At 64.4% G+C, this 16,626-nt stretch carries 12 protein-coding genes; 9 read left to right on the plus strand and 3 right to left on the minus strand.

Translation table 11 applies throughout. The features are described 5' to 3' along the window. Window positions 1–105 precede the first annotated feature (105 nt). The 3 genes from N4T19_RS07685 to N4T19_RS07695 all read right to left on the minus strand — a co-directional run bounded on the left by N4T19_RS07685 (window position 106) and on the right by N4T19_RS07695 (window position 2,351). A complete protein-coding gene (locus tag N4T19_RS07685; protein WP_260719804.1) occupies window positions 106–1,062 on the minus strand; it encodes a FecR domain-containing protein in 957 nt (318 codons plus the stop codon). Then, window positions 1,062–1,565, minus strand: a complete 504-nt coding sequence (locus N4T19_RS07690) for a sigma-70 family RNA polymerase sigma factor (protein ID WP_116924322.1) — start codon at window positions 1,563–1,565, stop codon at window positions 1,062–1,064. Before N4T19_RS07690 ends, N4T19_RS07685 begins: the two co-directional genes overlap by 1 nt. Before the next feature lie 123 nt (window positions 1,566–1,688). Then, window positions 1,689–2,351, minus strand: a complete 663-nt coding sequence (locus N4T19_RS07695) for a TetR/AcrR family transcriptional regulator (protein ID WP_260719805.1) — start codon at window positions 2,349–2,351, stop codon at window positions 1,689–1,691. 256 nt (window positions 2,352–2,607) lie between these two features. Here N4T19_RS07695 and N4T19_RS07700 point away from each other — a divergent pair, with 256 nt between their 5' ends. The 9 genes from N4T19_RS07700 (at window position 2,608) to N4T19_RS07740 (ending at window position 16,371) form a co-directional block, all read left to right on the plus strand. Continuing rightward, the gene (locus tag N4T19_RS07700; RefSeq protein ID WP_260719806.1) at window positions 2,608–3,684 is read left to right on the plus strand and encodes an alcohol dehydrogenase; all 1,077 of its coding nucleotides are present in this window, start codon (window positions 2,608–2,610) and stop codon (window positions 3,682–3,684) included. A gap of 25 nt (window positions 3,685–3,709) precedes the next feature. Further along, window positions 3,710–5,140 (plus strand): NAD-dependent succinate-semialdehyde dehydrogenase, encoded by a 1,431-nt coding sequence (locus tag N4T19_RS07705; RefSeq protein WP_260719807.1) that lies wholly within the window; start codon window positions 3,710–3,712, stop codon window positions 5,138–5,140. A 67-nt stretch (window positions 5,141–5,207) separates the two neighbouring features. Then, window positions 5,208–8,489, plus strand: coding sequence for a carboxyl transferase domain-containing protein (locus N4T19_RS07710; protein ID WP_260719808.1), 3,282 nt, complete (start codon window positions 5,208–5,210; stop codon window positions 8,487–8,489). A 71-nt stretch (window positions 8,490–8,560) separates the two neighbouring features. Continuing rightward, on the plus strand, window positions 8,561–10,186 hold the full coding sequence (locus tag N4T19_RS07715) for an AMP-binding protein (protein ID WP_260719809.1): 1,626 nt from the start codon (window positions 8,561–8,563) through the stop codon (window positions 10,184–10,186). Further along, window positions 10,183–11,988: a class I adenylate-forming enzyme family protein gene (locus tag N4T19_RS07720; protein WP_260719810.1), complete on the plus strand. Its 1,806-nt coding sequence runs from the start codon at window positions 10,183–10,185 to the stop codon at window positions 11,986–11,988. Before N4T19_RS07715 ends, N4T19_RS07720 begins: the two co-directional genes overlap by 4 nt. 196 nt (window positions 11,989–12,184) lie before the next feature. Next, window positions 12,185–13,366, plus strand: coding sequence for an ABC transporter substrate-binding protein (locus N4T19_RS07725; RefSeq protein WP_260719811.1), 1,182 nt, complete (start codon window positions 12,185–12,187; stop codon window positions 13,364–13,366). A 523-nt stretch (window positions 13,367–13,889) separates the two neighbouring features. After that, window positions 13,890–15,683, plus strand: coding sequence for an IPTL-CTERM sorting domain-containing protein (locus N4T19_RS07730; RefSeq protein WP_182342433.1), 1,794 nt, complete (start codon window positions 13,890–13,892; stop codon window positions 15,681–15,683). A 189-nt stretch (window positions 15,684–15,872) separates the two neighbouring features. Further along, the gene (locus N4T19_RS07735) at window positions 15,873–16,082 is read left to right on the plus strand and encodes a hypothetical protein (protein ID WP_260719812.1); all 210 of its coding nucleotides are present in this window, start codon (window positions 15,873–15,875) and stop codon (window positions 16,080–16,082) included. Then, window positions 16,063–16,371 carry a hypothetical protein gene (locus N4T19_RS07740; protein ID WP_116924332.1) on the plus strand — a complete coding sequence of 103 codons (309 nt, stop codon included), beginning with the start codon at window positions 16,063–16,065 and terminating at the stop codon, window positions 16,369–16,371. Before N4T19_RS07735 ends, N4T19_RS07740 begins: the two co-directional genes overlap by 20 nt. The last annotated feature ends 255 nt before the right edge of the window (window positions 16,372–16,626 follow it).

Raw genomic sequence — 16,626 nt, forward strand, 5'->3', positions numbered from 1 at the left:
CAAAGACCAGCACAAATCGCCGGTTGCAGATAAGCGATACCGACGTTTGGCGGCCCTGGTGGGTGCGCCGATTCAAAGCGATGGATGGCGCACCCAGCACCCCGATTAACGCCTCACCACCCTCACCACCCCATGCGCCAACCGCTCGATCCGCACCGGCAGCGACTGCGCCAGCAGCGCCAGGCTGGCGTCCGTATCTTTGAGCGACAAGGCGCCCGATAGCCGCAGCTGGGCAACCGCAGGATCACAGTGCAGCGGGCCCGCACGGTAGCGGGCGATCTCGGCCACGACATCGGCCAACAGCATGTTCTTGGCCAGCAGCATGCCCTGCTCCCACAGCGCGGCGCTGGCTTGCACATCGGTCTGCGGGCCGATGGCGCTGCTGCTGAAATCGGCGGTGTGCCCTTCTTGCAGCACTTGGGTGGCGCCCTGCTGGTTGGTGATGGCGACGGCGTGGCTAAAGACCGCCACGCGGCTGGTGCCCGCATCCACACGGCGCACGCTAAAGCGTGTGCCCAGCGCCCGCACGGTGCCTTGCCGTGTCTCCACGACAAAGGGGCGGTAGCTGGGCGATGGGTCGGCCTGCGTGGTCACCAAAATCTCGCCTCCGAGCAGCCGCACCAGGCGCTCCTTCGCGTTGAAATGGATCGCCACCGCGCTGGCGGTGTTGAGCGTCAAGGTGGAGCCATCGGGCAGCAGCATGGAGCGCGACTGCCCCACGGCGGTGGCCTGGTCGGCCATCCAATCGCGCCAGGACAGCTCTCGCCAGGCCAGCCAGCCGGCCGGGGCCGCCACCAGCAAGCCACCCAGCCAGGCCAGGCTTTTGCGCCGGTCGGGCCGTTGCACGGCGTGCAAGGTTTGCTGGCAGACCTCGGCTGGCACTTGGGCAAACATGCCCAGCATGGCTTCGGCCTTGTGCCAGGCGGCCTCATGCGCGGGGCTTTGGCGGCGCCATTGCTCAAAACGCGCCTGCTCCTTGGCCGTGGGCGTTTCGTAGCGCAGCACGATGAGCCAGTCGGCCGCTTCGCTCAGCAAGGTATTTTGTGCGGCAACACCGGCCATCACGCGGCCTCCAGGCACAGCAGCAAGGCCTTGTGGATATGGCGGCGCACGGTGATCACCGGCATCGCGACCTGGTCGGAGATCTGCTGCAGGCTCAGGCCTTCGAGCTGCGCCAGCAAAAAAACCTGGCGCGTCTTGGGCGCCAGGCCTGCCAGCAGCCGGTCGATCTGCACCAAGGCTTCGATGACCTGCAGCTGGGTCTCGGGCGATGGCGCATGCGGCTCGGGCAAGGCCTGCAAGGTCTCGAGGTAGGCGCGCTCGATCTCGCGCCGGCGCCACAGATCGACGACCAGGCCCTTGGCCACATGGGTCAGGAAGGCGCGCGGCTCGTCAGCAGCGCCCAGGTGGCGGGGCGAGAGCATTAGCCGCAAAAAGGTGTCATGGGCCAGGTCTGCCGCATCGCCTGCATTGCCCAGACGGCGCCGCAGCCAGGACTGCAGCCAGGCATGGTGGTTCTTGTAGAGCGCTTCGATGGGCGAAGCCGAGTATCCGGGAGATGCCATGCGATGTCCGCGCCCTGGTGCCACAGTGAATAGTTGAGAATGAATCTCAATTATATTCAAATGTAAAGACCGTCTTTACGCAGTATATTGGCGGCTGCCTGGCGCGCTAGTGGCGCGGGTAGATCAGCGCGGCGCAATAGGCGGCACCGGCAGCACATATTGCCCCGTCCAGCCGACCAGGCGCAGCGCCATCTGCGTCATCTCCTGGCACAGCGCCTCGATGGACAGCTTGCCATTGGGCTGGTACCAGCGGTGCGTCCACTGCACCATGCCGCTGATCGCAAAGGCGGTCACCTTGGGGTTGCCGACCTGGAAAACACCAGCCTCCACGCCGTTGACGATGAGCCGCGTCACCAGCGCATCAAAACCGTGGTACTTGCTGCGGATATCGCTGATTTTTTCCGGGCTCAGGCTTTTTTCCTCTTCGAGCAGGATGACCGAGAAGGTGCTCAGTTCGATCTTGCGGCGCGTGTAGGTGTCGATAAAAAACTCGAAGCGCCGCACCGGGTCCTTGTCCTCCAATTGCTCGCACTGGCTCACCGCCTCGTAAAGGCCAGCAAACACCTTGTCAAACAGGCGCTCGAGCAGCTCGTGCTTGGACTTGAAGCGCTTGTAGATAAAGGGCTTGGTCACGCCGATCGAGGCCGCTATCTCGTCGAGCGTCGCGCTCTTGAAGCCGCGTTTGTAGAACAGCTCGGCGGCGGCATTGATGATCAAGGTGTCCTTGTATTCCTGGATCTGGTTTTTGGCATCGCCTGCGTTGGTGTCGGTGGGTTGAAGCTGCACTGCTGAATATCTCCTGGTGGGCGTGGGGGCTGCGGTGGTGACGCGCGCCGGCACGCTGTACGCATGGCGCCAGCATAGTGGAAAGGCGGGCGGTTTTGCACAAGATGCCAAGCAGCATCCATGCGTGAAATCCCCAATAGTACCAAACGATACTGATCAGTATCTTTGGACTTTTCCAACGCTGAGCTCGCGCCAGGCCCTTGCCGACGCGCCGCGCCTGCAGCCACCGAGCCCTTTGATTACAGGAGACAAGCGCATGTCGAACGCAACCGCCAGCCCTGGCGAACAGCTGAGTTACCAGGTCGTCGATTTTGGCCAACCGCTGCAACTGGCGCGCCGCGCCATTGCCTCGCCCCAAGGCAGCGAGGTGCTGGTGCGCATCAGCGCCTGCGGCGTCTGCCACAGCGATCTGCACATGGCCGAGGGCTTTTTTGACCTGGGCGACGGCCGCCACTTCGGCCTGGAAAAAGTGCTCAAGCCGCCGCGCACCCTGGGCCATGAAATCGTCGGCAGCGTGGCCGCCAACGGGCCCGATGCCCAAGGCGCGCTGGGCCGCTCGGTGATCGTCTTCCCCTGGATTGGCTGCGGCCAGTGCGCGCTTTGCGCCCGGGGTGATGAACACATGTGTGCCCGCCCCGAGAGCCTGGGCACCACGCGGGATGGGGGCTTTAGCACCCATGTGCGCGTGCCCCATCCGCGCTACCTGATCGACCATGCCGGCATTGATGCCGCCTTTGCCGCCACCTTGGCCTGCTCGGGGCTGACGGCCTACTCGGCCCTGAAAAAAGTGGCACCAGCGACCGAGCAGGCACCACTGGTCATCATCGGCGCGGGCGGCGTGGGGCTGGCTGCGGTGGCGCTGGCCAAGGCCCTGCATGGCCTGGGACCCATCGTGGTCGATATCGACCCGGCCAAGCGCCAGGCCGCGCTGGGTGCCGGCGCCAGCCGCGTGGTGGACCCGGCAGAAGCCGAGGCCGCCAAGACCCTCGCGCGCTCCAGCGCCGAAGGCGTGTCGGCTGTGCTCGATTTTGTCGGCTCCACGCGCACGTTCGAGTTTGCCAATGCCGTCGTCGGCAAGGGCGGCAAGATCCTGATCGTGGGCCTGTTTGGCGGCAGCGCCAGCATCCAGCTGCCGCTGATCCCCATGCGCGCCATCTCCATCGGCGGCTCCTATGTGGGGTCGCTGGCCGAGCTGCGCGAGTTGGTGGCGCTGGCCCAGCAAGGGGTACTGCCGTCCCTGCCGCTCACCAGCCGCCCGCTGGGCGATGTGCAGACCGTGCTGGACGAGCTGCGTGCAGGCAAGGTCACCGGCCGCGCCATTTTGCAAAGCTGAAGCCAGAAAGAATAAGGAGCACCGCATGAACTACCAAGTCCAATTGCTGATCAACGGCCAGTGGCGCGACAGCAGCAGCCAGGAATGGCTGGACATCACCAACCCCGCCGATGAAAGCACGATTGGCCGCGTGGCCAAGGCCAGCCGCGCCGACCTGGATGCCGCGCTGGCCGCCGCCCAGACCGGCTTTGCCGCCTGGCGCACAACCTCGGTGATGGAGCGCTCGACCTATCTGCGCAAAGCCGCCGCGCTGGTGCGCGAGCATGCCGAAGAGATGGCGCTGATGCTGGTGCATGAGCAAGGCAAGCGCCTGACCGAGGCGCGCATTGAGCTGTCAGGCGCCAGCGAGGTGCTGGAATGGTTTGCCGAAGAGACGCGCCGCTGCTACGGCAGCATGATCCCGCCGCGCTCGCCCGAGCTGCGCCAGTATGTGCAGCATGAGCCGGTGGGCCCGGTGGCAGCGTTCACGCCCTGGAACTTCCCGATCAACCAGGCCGTGCGCAAGATTGCCGCCGCGCTGGCTGCCGGCTGCTCGATCATCGTCAAGGGCTCGGAAGAGACGCCGGTGGCCCTCGCCCGCTTTGTCCAGGTGCTGGAGCAGGCCGGCCTGCCCGCAGGCGTGCTGGGCCTGGTCTATGGCGTGCCCGGTGATATCTCCGAGCACCTGATTGCCTCACCCGTGGTGCGCAAGATCTCGTTCACCGGCTCCACCTCGGTGGGCAAACTCTTGAGCGCGCAAGCGGGCGCGGCGATGAAGCGCGTGTCGATGGAGCTGGGCGGCCATGCGCCCGCCATCATTTGCGACGACGCCGACCTGGCGCGCAGCCTCAAGCTCCTGGGCGTGCAGAAGTTCTGGAACGCCGGCCAGGCCTGCATCTCGCCGTCGCGCTTTCTGGTGCAGGCACCCCTGTATGACGATGCCATTGCCGGCTTTCAGCGCATTGCCGAGGGCTATGTGCTGGGCAATGGCCTGGACAAGGCCACCCGCATGGGCCCGCTGGCCAACCCGCGCCGTGTGGCCGCCATGCAGGCGCTGGTGGATGACGCGGTGGCCAAGGGCGCCCGTGTGGTGACGGGCGGCAAGGCGCCGGATGGCCAAGGCTACTTTTTTGCGCCCACCGTGCTGGCCGATGTGCCGCAGGACGCGCGCATCTTCAACGAAGAGCCCTTTGGCCCGATTGCCGCCTTTGCCCGCTTTGACAGCGATGCGCAGGCGCTGCAAGAGGCCAACCGCCTGCCCTGGGGCCTGGCGGCCTATGTGTTCACCGGCTCGGCTACACGCGGCGAGTGGTTCAAGAACGCAATCGAAAGCGGCCTGGTCGGCATCAACTCGATCGCGCTGGGCTACCCCGAGCAGCCGTTTGGCGGCGTCAAGGATTCGGGCTACGCCAGCGAAGGCGGCGCCGATGCGCTGGCCTTCTACCTCAGCAGCAAGTTTGTCAGCCAGACCATCTGAGCGCGCGGGCCCGCAGCCTGCGGGCCCCTTGCGCGGCGCACCGCGATTGAAGAGACAAAGGAGTTCCATGCACAAGGTATTGATCGCCAACCGGGGGGAGATTGCGGTGCGCATTGCGCGCACGGCCGCAGACCGGGGCATCGCAAGCGTTGCAGTCTACGCCAGCGACGATGCAGCCAGCCTGCACCGGCGCGCGGCCGACCACGCCCGCGCGCTGGGCGCCCAGGGCGCAGCCGCCTATCTGAACGGCGCGCATCTGATCGAGATTGCCCGCCAGGAGGGCTGCGACGCCGTCCACCCCGGCTACGGCTTTTTGAGCGAGAACGCGGCCTTTGCGCAGGCCTGCACGGCAGCGGGCCTGCGCTTTATCGGCCCCTCGGCCCAGGCGCTGGAGACCTTTGGCGACAAGGCCCAGGCGCGCGCACTGGCTGAGCGCGTGCAGGTGCCGGTGGCGCAAGGCACGCACAGCGCCACCAGCCTGGCACAGGCCCAGGCCTTCATGCAGCAGCTGGGCGGGCCGGTGATGCTCAAGGCGCTGGCAGGCGGCGGCGGGCGGGGCATGCGCGCGGTGATGGCCGTGGAAGACCTGGGCGCAGCCTTTGACCGCTGCAGCTCCGAAGCGCTCAGCGCCTTTGGCCGCAGCGATCTGTATGTGGAGCAGCTCATCGGCGGCGCCCGCCATATCGAGGTGCAGATCGTGGGCGACGGCAGCGGCGCGGTGCAGCACCTGTTTGAGCGCGATTGCACTTTACAGCGCCGCCACCAGAAGCTGCTGGAGATTGCACCCAGCCCCTTTATCAGCCCCGCGCTGCGCGCGCAGCTCGTGCAGCATGCCTGCCGCCTGGGCGCAGCGCTGCACTACCAGGGCCTGGGCACGGTGGAGTTCCTGGTCGACAGCCGCAGCGGCCAGTACATCTTTATCGAATGCAATCCGCGCCTGCAGGTGGAGCACACCATCACCGAGGCCATCACCGGCCTGGACCTGGTGGCGCTGCAGTTTGCGCTGGCCGATGGCGCCAGCCTGCAAGACCTGGGCCTGGACCAGGCACGGCCGCTGCCCTGCCAGTTTGCGCTGCAGGCGCGTGTGAACATGGAAAGCATGCAGCCCGATGCCCAGGCCCTGCCCACGGGCGGCACCCTGGCGCGCTTTGAACCGCCCACCGGCCCGGGCGTGCGCGTGGACAGCTTTGGCTATACCGGCTACGAGACCTCGGGCAACTATGACTCTTTGCTGGCCAAGGTGATCGTCAGCGGTCCCAGCCAGTTTGAGGTGCTCTGCGCCAAGGCCGACCGGGCGCTGGCCGAGTTCCATATCCAGGGCCTGGAGACCAACCTGGACTACCTGCGTGCGCTGCTGCGCGATGCGCAGGTGCTACGCGGCGAGATCGATACCACCTATGTGGAACGCCAAGGCCCGGCGTTGCATGCGGCTGCCACGGTGCTGGCAGCACAGCGCCAGCCTGATCCGCAGCGCACCAGCGAGAACGCCGCGCAGACCGGCACCAACGACGAGCCCGCTTTGCCAGAAGGCGCCCATGCGGTGCGCGCTGCGATGCGCGGGCGGCTGATTGCGCTAGAGCGGGATGCCGATACCGTGCAGGCCAGGGGTGCCTCGGTGGCAGTGCTGGAGGCGATGAAGCTCGAGCACAGCGTGGACCTGGCCCAAGGCGGCCGCTTTGTGGCGCGCGCGGCGCTGCTGGGCGAGGTGGTGGCGGCGGGCACCCTGCTCGGCTGGGTGCTGCCCGATGCATCGGCCAATGCGATGGCCGCAGAGCAGCAACAGGCCGACCTCGATGCGATACGCCCCGACCTGGCCAAGGTGCTGCAGCGCCAGCAGGGCCTGATGGATGCGGCCCGCCCTGAAGCGGTGGCCAAGCGCCGGCGCCACGGCAAGAACACCGCACGCGAGAACCTCGACCAATTGCTCGATGCCGGCAGCTTTGTGGAATACGGCGGCCTGACCTTGGCCATGCAACGCGGCCGTCGCAGCGAGGAAGAGCTGATTCGCGTCAGCCCCGCCGACGGCACCATCACCGGCCTGGGCCGTATCAACGGCCAGCAGTTTGGACCCGAGCAGGCGCGCTGCGCGGTGATGGCCTATGACTACACGGTGTTTGCCGGCACCCAGGGCTTTATGGCCCACCGCAAGATGGACCGCATCGTGCACACCAGCGAACGCCTGGGCCTGCCCTTTGTGCTGTTTGCCGAAGGCGGCGGCGGGAGGCCCGGCGACACCGACTATGTGGGCGTGTCGGGGCTGGAGTTCACGACCTTCACGCACATGGCGCGGCTGTCGGGCAAGGTCCCCACCATTGGCGTGGTCTCGGGCCGCTGCTTTGCCGGCAATGCCGCCCTGCTGGGCTGCTGCGATGTGATCATCGCGACGCAGGATGCCAGCATCGGCATGGCGGGGCCGGCGATGATCGAGGGCGGCGGCTTGGGCGTGGTGGCGGCCGATGACGTTGGGCCAGTGAGCGTGCAGACCCGCAACGGCGTGATCGACCTGCTGGCACGCGACGAGACCGAGGCGGTGACGCTGGCCCAGACCTACCTGGGCTTTGTGCAGGGCAAGCTGCCACCAGGCGCATGTGCCGACCAGCGCCTGCTGCGCGCGCTGGTGCCCGAGAACCGGGTCAAGGGCTACGACATCCGCACGGTGGTGCAGACCTTGTTTGACAGCGGCAGTTTTCTGGAATTGCGCGAGCACTTTGGCCGCAGCGTAGTCACCGGCTTTGCCCGGCTGGAAGGCCAGGCCGTGGGCGTGCTGGCCAACGATGGCAGCCACCTGGGCGGCGCGCTCGATGCCAACAGCGCAGACAAAATATCGCGCTTTCTGGAGCTGTGCGACAACTACGGGTTGCCGGTCGTGTCGCTGTGCGATACGCCGGGCTTTATGGTGGGGCCAGAGAGCGAGAAGGCTGCAGCCGTGCGGCACTTTGCCCGCATCTTTGTGACGGCCAGCCATATCAAGGTACCCGTGCTGGCCATTGTGCTGCGCAAGGCCTATGGGCTGGGCGCGCAGGCCATGCTGGGCGGCAACCTGTTTGTGCCGGTGGCCACCGTGGCCTGGCCCACCGGCGAGCTGGGGCCCATGGGCATTGAAGGCTCGGTACGCCTGGCCTACCGGCGCGAGTTGGAAGCACTGGAGGACGCCGCCGAGAAGGCCGCCTATTTCCAGGCCAAGACCGATGAGATCTATGCCCAGGGCAAGGCGCTGAATGTCGCCAGCTACAACGAGATCGACGATGTGATCGACCCGGCGCAGACCCGCAACTGGCTGGCCAGCATGCTCGCCAGCCTGCCAGCGGCCAGCCCGGGGCGGGCGGCATCGGGTGTATCGCCCTGGTAGCCAACCCGCCCCCGCCTCACCCAAACACTGCGACCGAGATCCCCAAAAACACCAGGACCGTAGGAGACACCATGGCCCCCATCGCTTACCGGCAACAAGAAAAGCCCTTGCATGAGTACCTGCGCCAGCACGCGCGCACCCAGCCCGACAAGCCCGCCTTTATCTGGTACGGAGCCGCCATCAGCTGGGCGCAGCTGGACCAGATGAGCGACACCTTTGCGCACCAGCTGCAGCAGCGCGGTGTGGTCAAGGGGGACCGGGTGGCCCTGTTCATGCAGAACTGTCCGCAGTATGTGATTGCGCATGTCGGCATCCAGAAGCTAGGGGCGGTGGTGGGCCCCTGCAGCCCGCTGTTCAAGGGCCATGAGCTGGAGTACCAGCTCTCCGACTTGGGCGCCAAGGTGATCGTCGCGGCCGATGTGCTCTACGAGATCGTGCAGGCGGCGCGCCCCAAGACGGCGATTGAACATGTGTTCCTCACCCACTACGCCGATCTGCTGCCGGCCCAGCCAACGATCTACGTGCCCGCGGAGATCAACACGCCCAAGCGCCATGTCGATGGCACGACCGACTTTTTGGACTGCCTGCGCGAGCCCCTGCCCGCGCCCGATGTGGGCCCGCTGGACATGGACGATGTGGCGCTGATGACCTATACCTCGGGAACGACCGGCCTGCCCAAGGGCGCGATGCTGAGCTACCGCAACGCCCTGTTCAAGGCGCATGCCGCGGCCGACAACAACCCGATCCGCGATGACGACACCATGCTGGCCGTCGCGCCGCTGAACCACATTGCGGGCATGCTGATCGGCCTCAATGTCACGCTCTACACCGGCATCAGCTGCGTGCTGCTGTACCGCTTTGACCCCGTGCAGGTGCTGCAGGCGCTGGCGCGCTACCGGGTGACCTGGTGGTACAGCGTGGCGAGCATGAACGCGGCGGTGATGCAGGTCGAGGCTGCGCATAGCTACGACCTCAGCGCGCTGCGCATCAACCCCAGCACCAGCTTTGGCATCACCATCAACCAGGCGCTGGCCGAACAGTGGCGAGGCTTTGCGCCCAACTGCCAGCTGTTCGAGGTGACCTATGGCATGTCCGAAACCCACACCTGGGACACCTCGATGCCCGTCGATGCCATCAAATGGGGCGCGCACGGCATTCCCATCGCAGGGGTGGAATGCCGCGTGATCGATGCAGGCACCGGCCAGGACCTGCCCGCCGGCCAGGTCGGTGAGCTGGTGTTGCGCAGCCCGGGCAACTTCAAGGGCTACTGGAACAAGCCCGAGGCGACGGCCAGCACCTTGAAGGACGGTTGGGTGCACACGGGCGACATGGCCAAGATCGACAGCGATGGCTACCTGACCTTTGCCGGCCGCTTCAAGGAAATGATCAAGGTCTCGGGATACAGCGTCTTCCCCGAGGAGGTCGAGTCCATCATGATCAAGCACCCCTCGGTCGCGCAGGTGGCAGTGATCGGCATCGATGACCCAAGCAAAGGCCAGGCTGTCAAGGCGGTGGTGATTGCCCGCAAGGGCGCGCCGGCGGTGAGCGCGCAGCAGCTGATCGACTGGTGCCGCGAGCAGATGTCGGTCTACAAGGCACCGCGCGAGATCGAGTTTCGGGAGGCGCTGCCGACGACGGGTACCGGCAAGGTGCTGCGGCGCCTGTTGAAGGACCCGCAGAAAGCGAGCGCCGCATGAACGCGCAAGCCCACCCCGTTGCGGCGCTGGATAACCAGGCGCTTTTGGAACTCTTGCAGCGCGATGGCGAACTGGTCACCGAGCGCCTGGCGCACTGGGCGCGTACCAAGGGCGAGCAGCTCTTCTACCTGTATGGCGAAGACGATGTGCGCCTGAGCTATGCCGAGTTTGACCGCATCACCGATGCCATCGCCGGCAACCTGGCCGCTGCCGGCATCGGCCGGGGCATGCCGGTGTCGGTGTTCATGCGCAACCAGCTCATCAGTGCCTTGGCGATGTTTGGCATCTGGAAGGCCGGCGCCATCTTTGCACCGATCAACTTTGGGCTGACCGAGCGCCTGCTGGCCTACCAGATTGGCGACACCCAGCCGGTGATGCTGCTGGCCGAACGCGCGCTGGTGCCGGCCCTCAATGCCATTAGCGAAGAGCTCAGCCAGGTCGCGCCCTTGGCCCATGTGGTGGTCTACGAGCCGCCCGCCGGCAGCCATGATGCGGTGACAGTCGGCGTGGTCTACCGCGGCCCGCAGTTGGAGACGGACTGGGCCGCGCTGCTGCAGCCCGCTGCCAAACCGGATGTGGCCCTGGCCTATGACGACCTGTGCAACATCATCTACACCTCGGGCACGACCGGGCCATCGAAAGGCGTGGTGCAAAGCCACCGCTGGATGAACCAGTACACCTATTTGTTCCGCCAGATGCTCAACGGCCACGACGTGGTCTACAACGACCTGCCGATGTACCACGTGGGCGGCGCGGTGTTCAATGTGGTGCGGGCGGTGTGGGCCGGCAGTGGCCTGGCCTGCTGGGACCGCTTCAGCCCCAATGACTTCTGGCGCCGCATTGCGCTCAGTGGCGCCACCAGCGCGGTGCTGGTGGACACGATGATCTCCTGGCTGGCCAAGGCGCCGCCAGCGGCCACCGACCACCACAACAGCCTCAACAAGGTCTACATGCAGCCACTGCCCCAGCGCCATGCGGAGATTGCGCGCCGCTTTGGCTTTGACTTTGTGACCGCCGGCTTTGGCCAGACGGAGTCGGGCATGTCCTGCTTCACCATCATCGAAGAGACAGACGCCAGCTGCGAATCCCCGCCCGCCTACCGGCGCGGGCAGACGCGCGAGGCCATCCGCGCGCAGGCGGCCGCCCTGGGCCTGGAGCTGCTGGGCCCGGCGCAGGCCGGCCAGGTGGGCAAGGGCTACCTGGGCCATCCGAGCCTCTTTGTAGAGGCAGCGGTGCTGGACGAGCGCGATGGTGAATGCGCCGTGGGCGTGGCCGGGCAGCTGGCTTTTCGGTCCAAGCTTCCCTATTACCTGCTGGTCGAATACCTGGGCAAGCCCCAGGCCACCGCCAAGGCCTTTCGCAATCTCTGGTTCCACACCGGCGACTCGGCGCTGCGCCATGCCGATGGCAGCCTGAGCTTTGTCGACCGCATGGGTGACCGCATCCGGGTGCGGGGCGAGAACATCTCGTCCTTCCATATCGAGGACATGGTCAACCAGTACCCGGCCGTCGAGATGACGGCCGCCTTTGCGATCCCCGCGCACGAGGGCGATGAGGACGATGTCGTCGTCTATGTCGTGGCGCGCGAGCAGCAGCTGATCGACCGCCAGGCGCTGCACGACTGGTGCGAGCGCAAGATGCCCAAGTTCATGCGCCCGCGCCATATCCGCGTGGTCGAGCAGTTCCCGCGCACGCTGACGCAAAAGATCGAGAAGTTCAAGCTCAAGGCGATGATCCTGGCCGAGCTGCAGGGCCAGCATGCCAACGAGACACCACCCACCAAGGAGCGCCGCATGACCTGACACCTCCGCCCTGCCCCACCTGGCTTTGCGCCAACCCCTTTGCCCCCTCTTTGTGCGACCCGCTACGCCGTGCCCACCAGGCCCAACCCCTTGCCCTGAACCCTTTGACTGCGGGGCAAACCCACCTGGCCGTGGCCAACGATAAAAATACCAGGAGACCATTTCCATGAAGTTCAGAACTACTTGTTTGACGACCTTGCTTGCATCTGTTGGCCTGGCCTCTGGCGCATGGGCGCAGGGCATATCCGACAACGCCGTGCGCATTGGCGTGATCAGCGATACCTCCAGCGCCTACGCCGATATTGGCGGCAAGGGCACGGTCGCGGCGGCCACGATGGCGATCAAGGATTTTGGCGGCACGGTGCTGGGCAAGCCCATCGAGCTGCTGTCGGTGGACCATCAGAACAAGGCCGACATTGGCGCCACCCGCGCCCGCGAATGGTTTGACCGCGAGAACGTGGACATGGTCATCGGCCTGGGCAACACCGCCGTGCACAACGCAGTCGCCACCGTGGCCAAGGAAAAGAACAAGGTGCTGATCAACACCGAGGCGGGCTCGAGCTCGATCACCGGCGAGAACTGCGCGGCCAACATCGTGCACTACACCTACGACACCTATGCCACGGCCAACAGCACCGTCAAAGCGGTAACCGAAGGCGGCGCCAAGAGCTGGTACATCGTGGCGGTGGACTATGCCTTTGGCCAGGCGCTGTCGAACGACATCACGGCCGCCGTCGACAAGAACGGCGGCAAGGTGATAGGCACGGTCAAGCACCCGCTCAATGCGCCCGATTTCTCGTCCTACATGCTGACGGCGCAGGCCTCCAAGTCCGATGTGATTGCGCTGGCCAATGGCGTGAACGACACCATCAACTCCATCAAGAGCGCCCGCCAGTTCGGCATCACCGACAAGCAAAAGGTGGCCGCTGCGCTGATGTTCATATCGGACGTGCATGCGCTGGGCCTGAAGACCGCCCAAGGCATGTATGCGACGACCGCCTTCTACTGGGACCGCACGCCCGAGAGCCGCGCCTGGTCGCAAAAGTACTTCAAGGTCATGAACAAGATGCCGACCATGGCCCAGGCCGGCACCTACTCGGCAGTGATGCACTACCTCAAGGCAGTCGAAGCGGCCGGCACCGACGAGACCGCCGCAGTGATGACCGCGATGAAGAAGATGCCAATCAAGGACTTTTTCAGCGACGACGGCAAGATCCGCGAGGACGGCCGCATGGTGCATGACATGTACCTGGTGCAGGTCAAGAAGCCCGAGGAATCCAAGGCACCCTGGGACTACTACAAGATCATCGCCACCATCCCGGGCGACCAGGCCTTCCGGCCGCTGTCCGAGGGCAAGTGTCCCCTGGTCAAGTCCTGAGCCCGCCACTCAGCCGATCTGGACCCTCCAACCCGATGGACCCGACCTGGTCCATCGGGTCGTTTCATTTCTGCCCAGGGTTTATGACCATGTAAGCATCTAGTGATTTTCAGTGTTTATTTTCATGCAAGGGTAAGCATTTTTCCGGGGCACGATGCTCCTAATTTAAACAATTGCAAATAAATTCAATAGTTTTGAACAAATGTTTATTATTTATAGATTGCATTTGACATTTAAAGCCATAAAAAACATAGCATCGCAGGCTTGCAAATCAATAGGTATACTACAAACTCTATTCAGAGATTTACCAGACAACTATCAGAATAGATTACTTTAATATTAATAAAAATCACCAGCAAGGGTGTTTAAACATTCATTGACAATACGCCACTGGCATTCACAGAAAGGCTGTTTACGATGTAATCCTTGAAAAAGGAGATTGTCCATGTTGTTAAATAACAAAATAAAAATACTCAAAACAGGATTAGTCACAATAGCTGCGGCCTCTCTGGCCCCGGTGGCCATGGCAGCATCGGGCGCTCCGCTTCCGCGCTGCGATGCCAGCGGGCAATCGTTCTATCTGACCCGCTACACCGGCCCGGCCGCCACCGGAACACCGCCCACGGCGATCCTGGATCTGGCGACCGCCCCCGCCACCGGCGCGGTTGCCATTGCTCCCATCTGGAGTGGTGCCGCAGCGCCCACCGTGTCCGCGCGCGAAATTGGACTGACGCCGCCCAATCCGCCATTGCCGGCGGGCGCCTCCGTCGCCGGCGGCATGGGCAAGGATGGCTATATCTATACGATGCGCGCCGTCGACGGGGACAACAACTGGGATACCAGCCCGGCAGCGGGTTGGGGCAGTGCAGCGGGCGGTGGATGGCGCAGCCATACTCGTTATTACGAGATGCTGCGCTATGGCCGCAATGGCGTGGACAACCTGGGCATCGTGAGCGGACTGGGAACCTACCAGACCGACCCCACCGATCCCAGCACCTTGGTCAGCGGTGCGATTGACCTGCGCCTGGGGCCCAATTTCAACGCCGCCGATATTGACCCGGTCACCGGCATCATGTACCTGGCGAACTTCCAGACCGGCGGCGCACTCAACCGCGTCTTCAAGATCGATGTGACGCAGACCCCGCCGCTCTATGTGGGCACCTTGAACCTGGCCAGCAATATTCCCGGCGCGCAATCGGGCGACTTTGCGATTGACGCCAGCGGGCAATGGGCCTATGGCATCGCAACGACGGGGAATGTGATCACGGGAACATCGGTGAGTTACCGATTCAACCTGTCTTCCGGTGCCGTTGAGACGTTGGCAGCTGTATCACCAGCCCCGTTCAACAGCCCGTATGGTGCAGCAGCACGGCTGCCCAATGCAACTGACAAGCTGGCCTTTTATGGCCTGGGCACACGCATCATGAGCATCCCTGCAGGCACCGTAGGACCCAGCCAGAGCACCGCAGGCGCCACCAGTGGCGATGCCGCCGCCTGCCTGCCCAAGCTGACCGCGACCCTGGTCTGCACCCCCGATGCGCTGGTCGATGCGGCGGGCAATATCTCCAACTGCACAGTCACCTTGGACCAGGCTGCGCCGGCGGGCGGCATGGCCATTGCTCTGACCCCACCAGCAGCCAACCCACGCTACACCAGCAGCTGCGGCAGCTCCATCGTGGTAGCAGCCGGGCAGACAACGGCCAGTTGCTCGATCACCGCCACGCCCAACACCACGCCCGGTGATGGCGATGTGACCGCAGCGCTGGCGTTGGCCACACCTGCCGCAACAGATGACTATGTGCTGGGCACCCCGTCAGGGGCCGAGGTCCGCATCCGCAACGACGACGTTGACATCCCCATTACGCCCGTGGTCAACCTCAGCTGCACACCCAGCAGCTTGGTGGACGCTGCAGGCCAGGTCTCTACCTGCATCATCAATCTGAGCGCGCCCGCACCCGCCGGCGGTAGCAGCATCAGCCTCAGCCCGCCACCCGGCAGCAGCCGCTACACCAGCAGTTGCACCTCTCCCGTGCTCGTCGCAGCAGGGGCGACGCAGAGCAACTGCACGATCACCGCAACGCCCAATACCGTCATAGGCGATGGCAGCGTCAGCGCGTTGTTACAGCTGTTGGCCGGGCCCGGTTATACGCTCGGGCCCGACAGCCAGGCCAGCGTGCAAGTCAACGACGACGACCTGCCTATCGATGTCGGCGATGCCAAGCGTGTGCCTACTTTGAGCGCATGGGCACTGGCTTTGATGGGCATGCTGCTGGCAGCTGCAGGCGCGCTCTTTGCACGCAAGCGGCACCAGGGCTAGGCACCGGCCATCCAGACCACCGCGTCCAAAAGGGAGCCTAGCTCCCTTTTTTGTGCGCCTCATGGCAAGCGGCGCTACAGAATTTCTTCCGCAGCAGGGCGCAGTCACGGAGAACTCCCGAAGTCGATGTTTAGACAAAACCAAGGTGTTTTGCAAGGAGCTCCTGGCTGAAGAGATCCAATATGGGTCGTGGGCGGCGCCACCGAGCCTGCCTGCATTCTGCAAACCCTGGCCGTGACGCTGGCCGTGCAGGCACCGCGCATCACCACCACGCAGACGCAGGACCTGAGCGGCATCGCAACGTCGGCGGCACCAGGCGGCAGCGCATCCACGCCCTTGCCTCCGGGCACCACCATCACCTTGCAACTCTCCGGCCCTGATGGATTTAGCACCATTTAGCACCAGCCAGACCACCACCGTCATCGGCAGTGGTGGCGCATATTCACTGACTTGGCCGGCTGGCCTGGCGCCCGGCCACTACGAGGTCATTGCCCACCTCAGCGACCAGCCAGGCGTTCAATCGAGCGTGGGCAGCTTTACCGTGCAAGCGGTGGTCGTGCCGCCCCCTCCACCACCACCGCCCCTCACGCCACAGGCTGTGCCAGCGCTGGTGCCCTGGGCCACCATCGGCCTGGGAGCGCTGCTTGCACTGCTGGGCAGGCAGCGCCTGCGCCGCCGTACAGGCTGAGCCGATCCAAGGCCGCCTTCAGGCGGCTTGATTTATTTATCAAATGAATCATGACAACAATTAGCTGCATATCCATTTATTTTCGGAGGGGGCACCTGCTACTCCACAAGCACAAGCACAGAGGTGCTTGGGGAGGGATGACAGCTAGCGAATGGCCTTTTTCTCAATAAACTGAGATTTAGACAACGAAACAAAGAATTTTCTGAAAACCAGCAAATATATGGATTGCTATTTAAGTTACATGTTGTTAATTTC

This window comes from Comamonas squillarum (assembly GCF_025309455.1).
Taxonomy (GTDB): Bacteria; Pseudomonadota; Gammaproteobacteria; order Burkholderiales; family Burkholderiaceae_C; genus Comamonas; species Comamonas squillarum.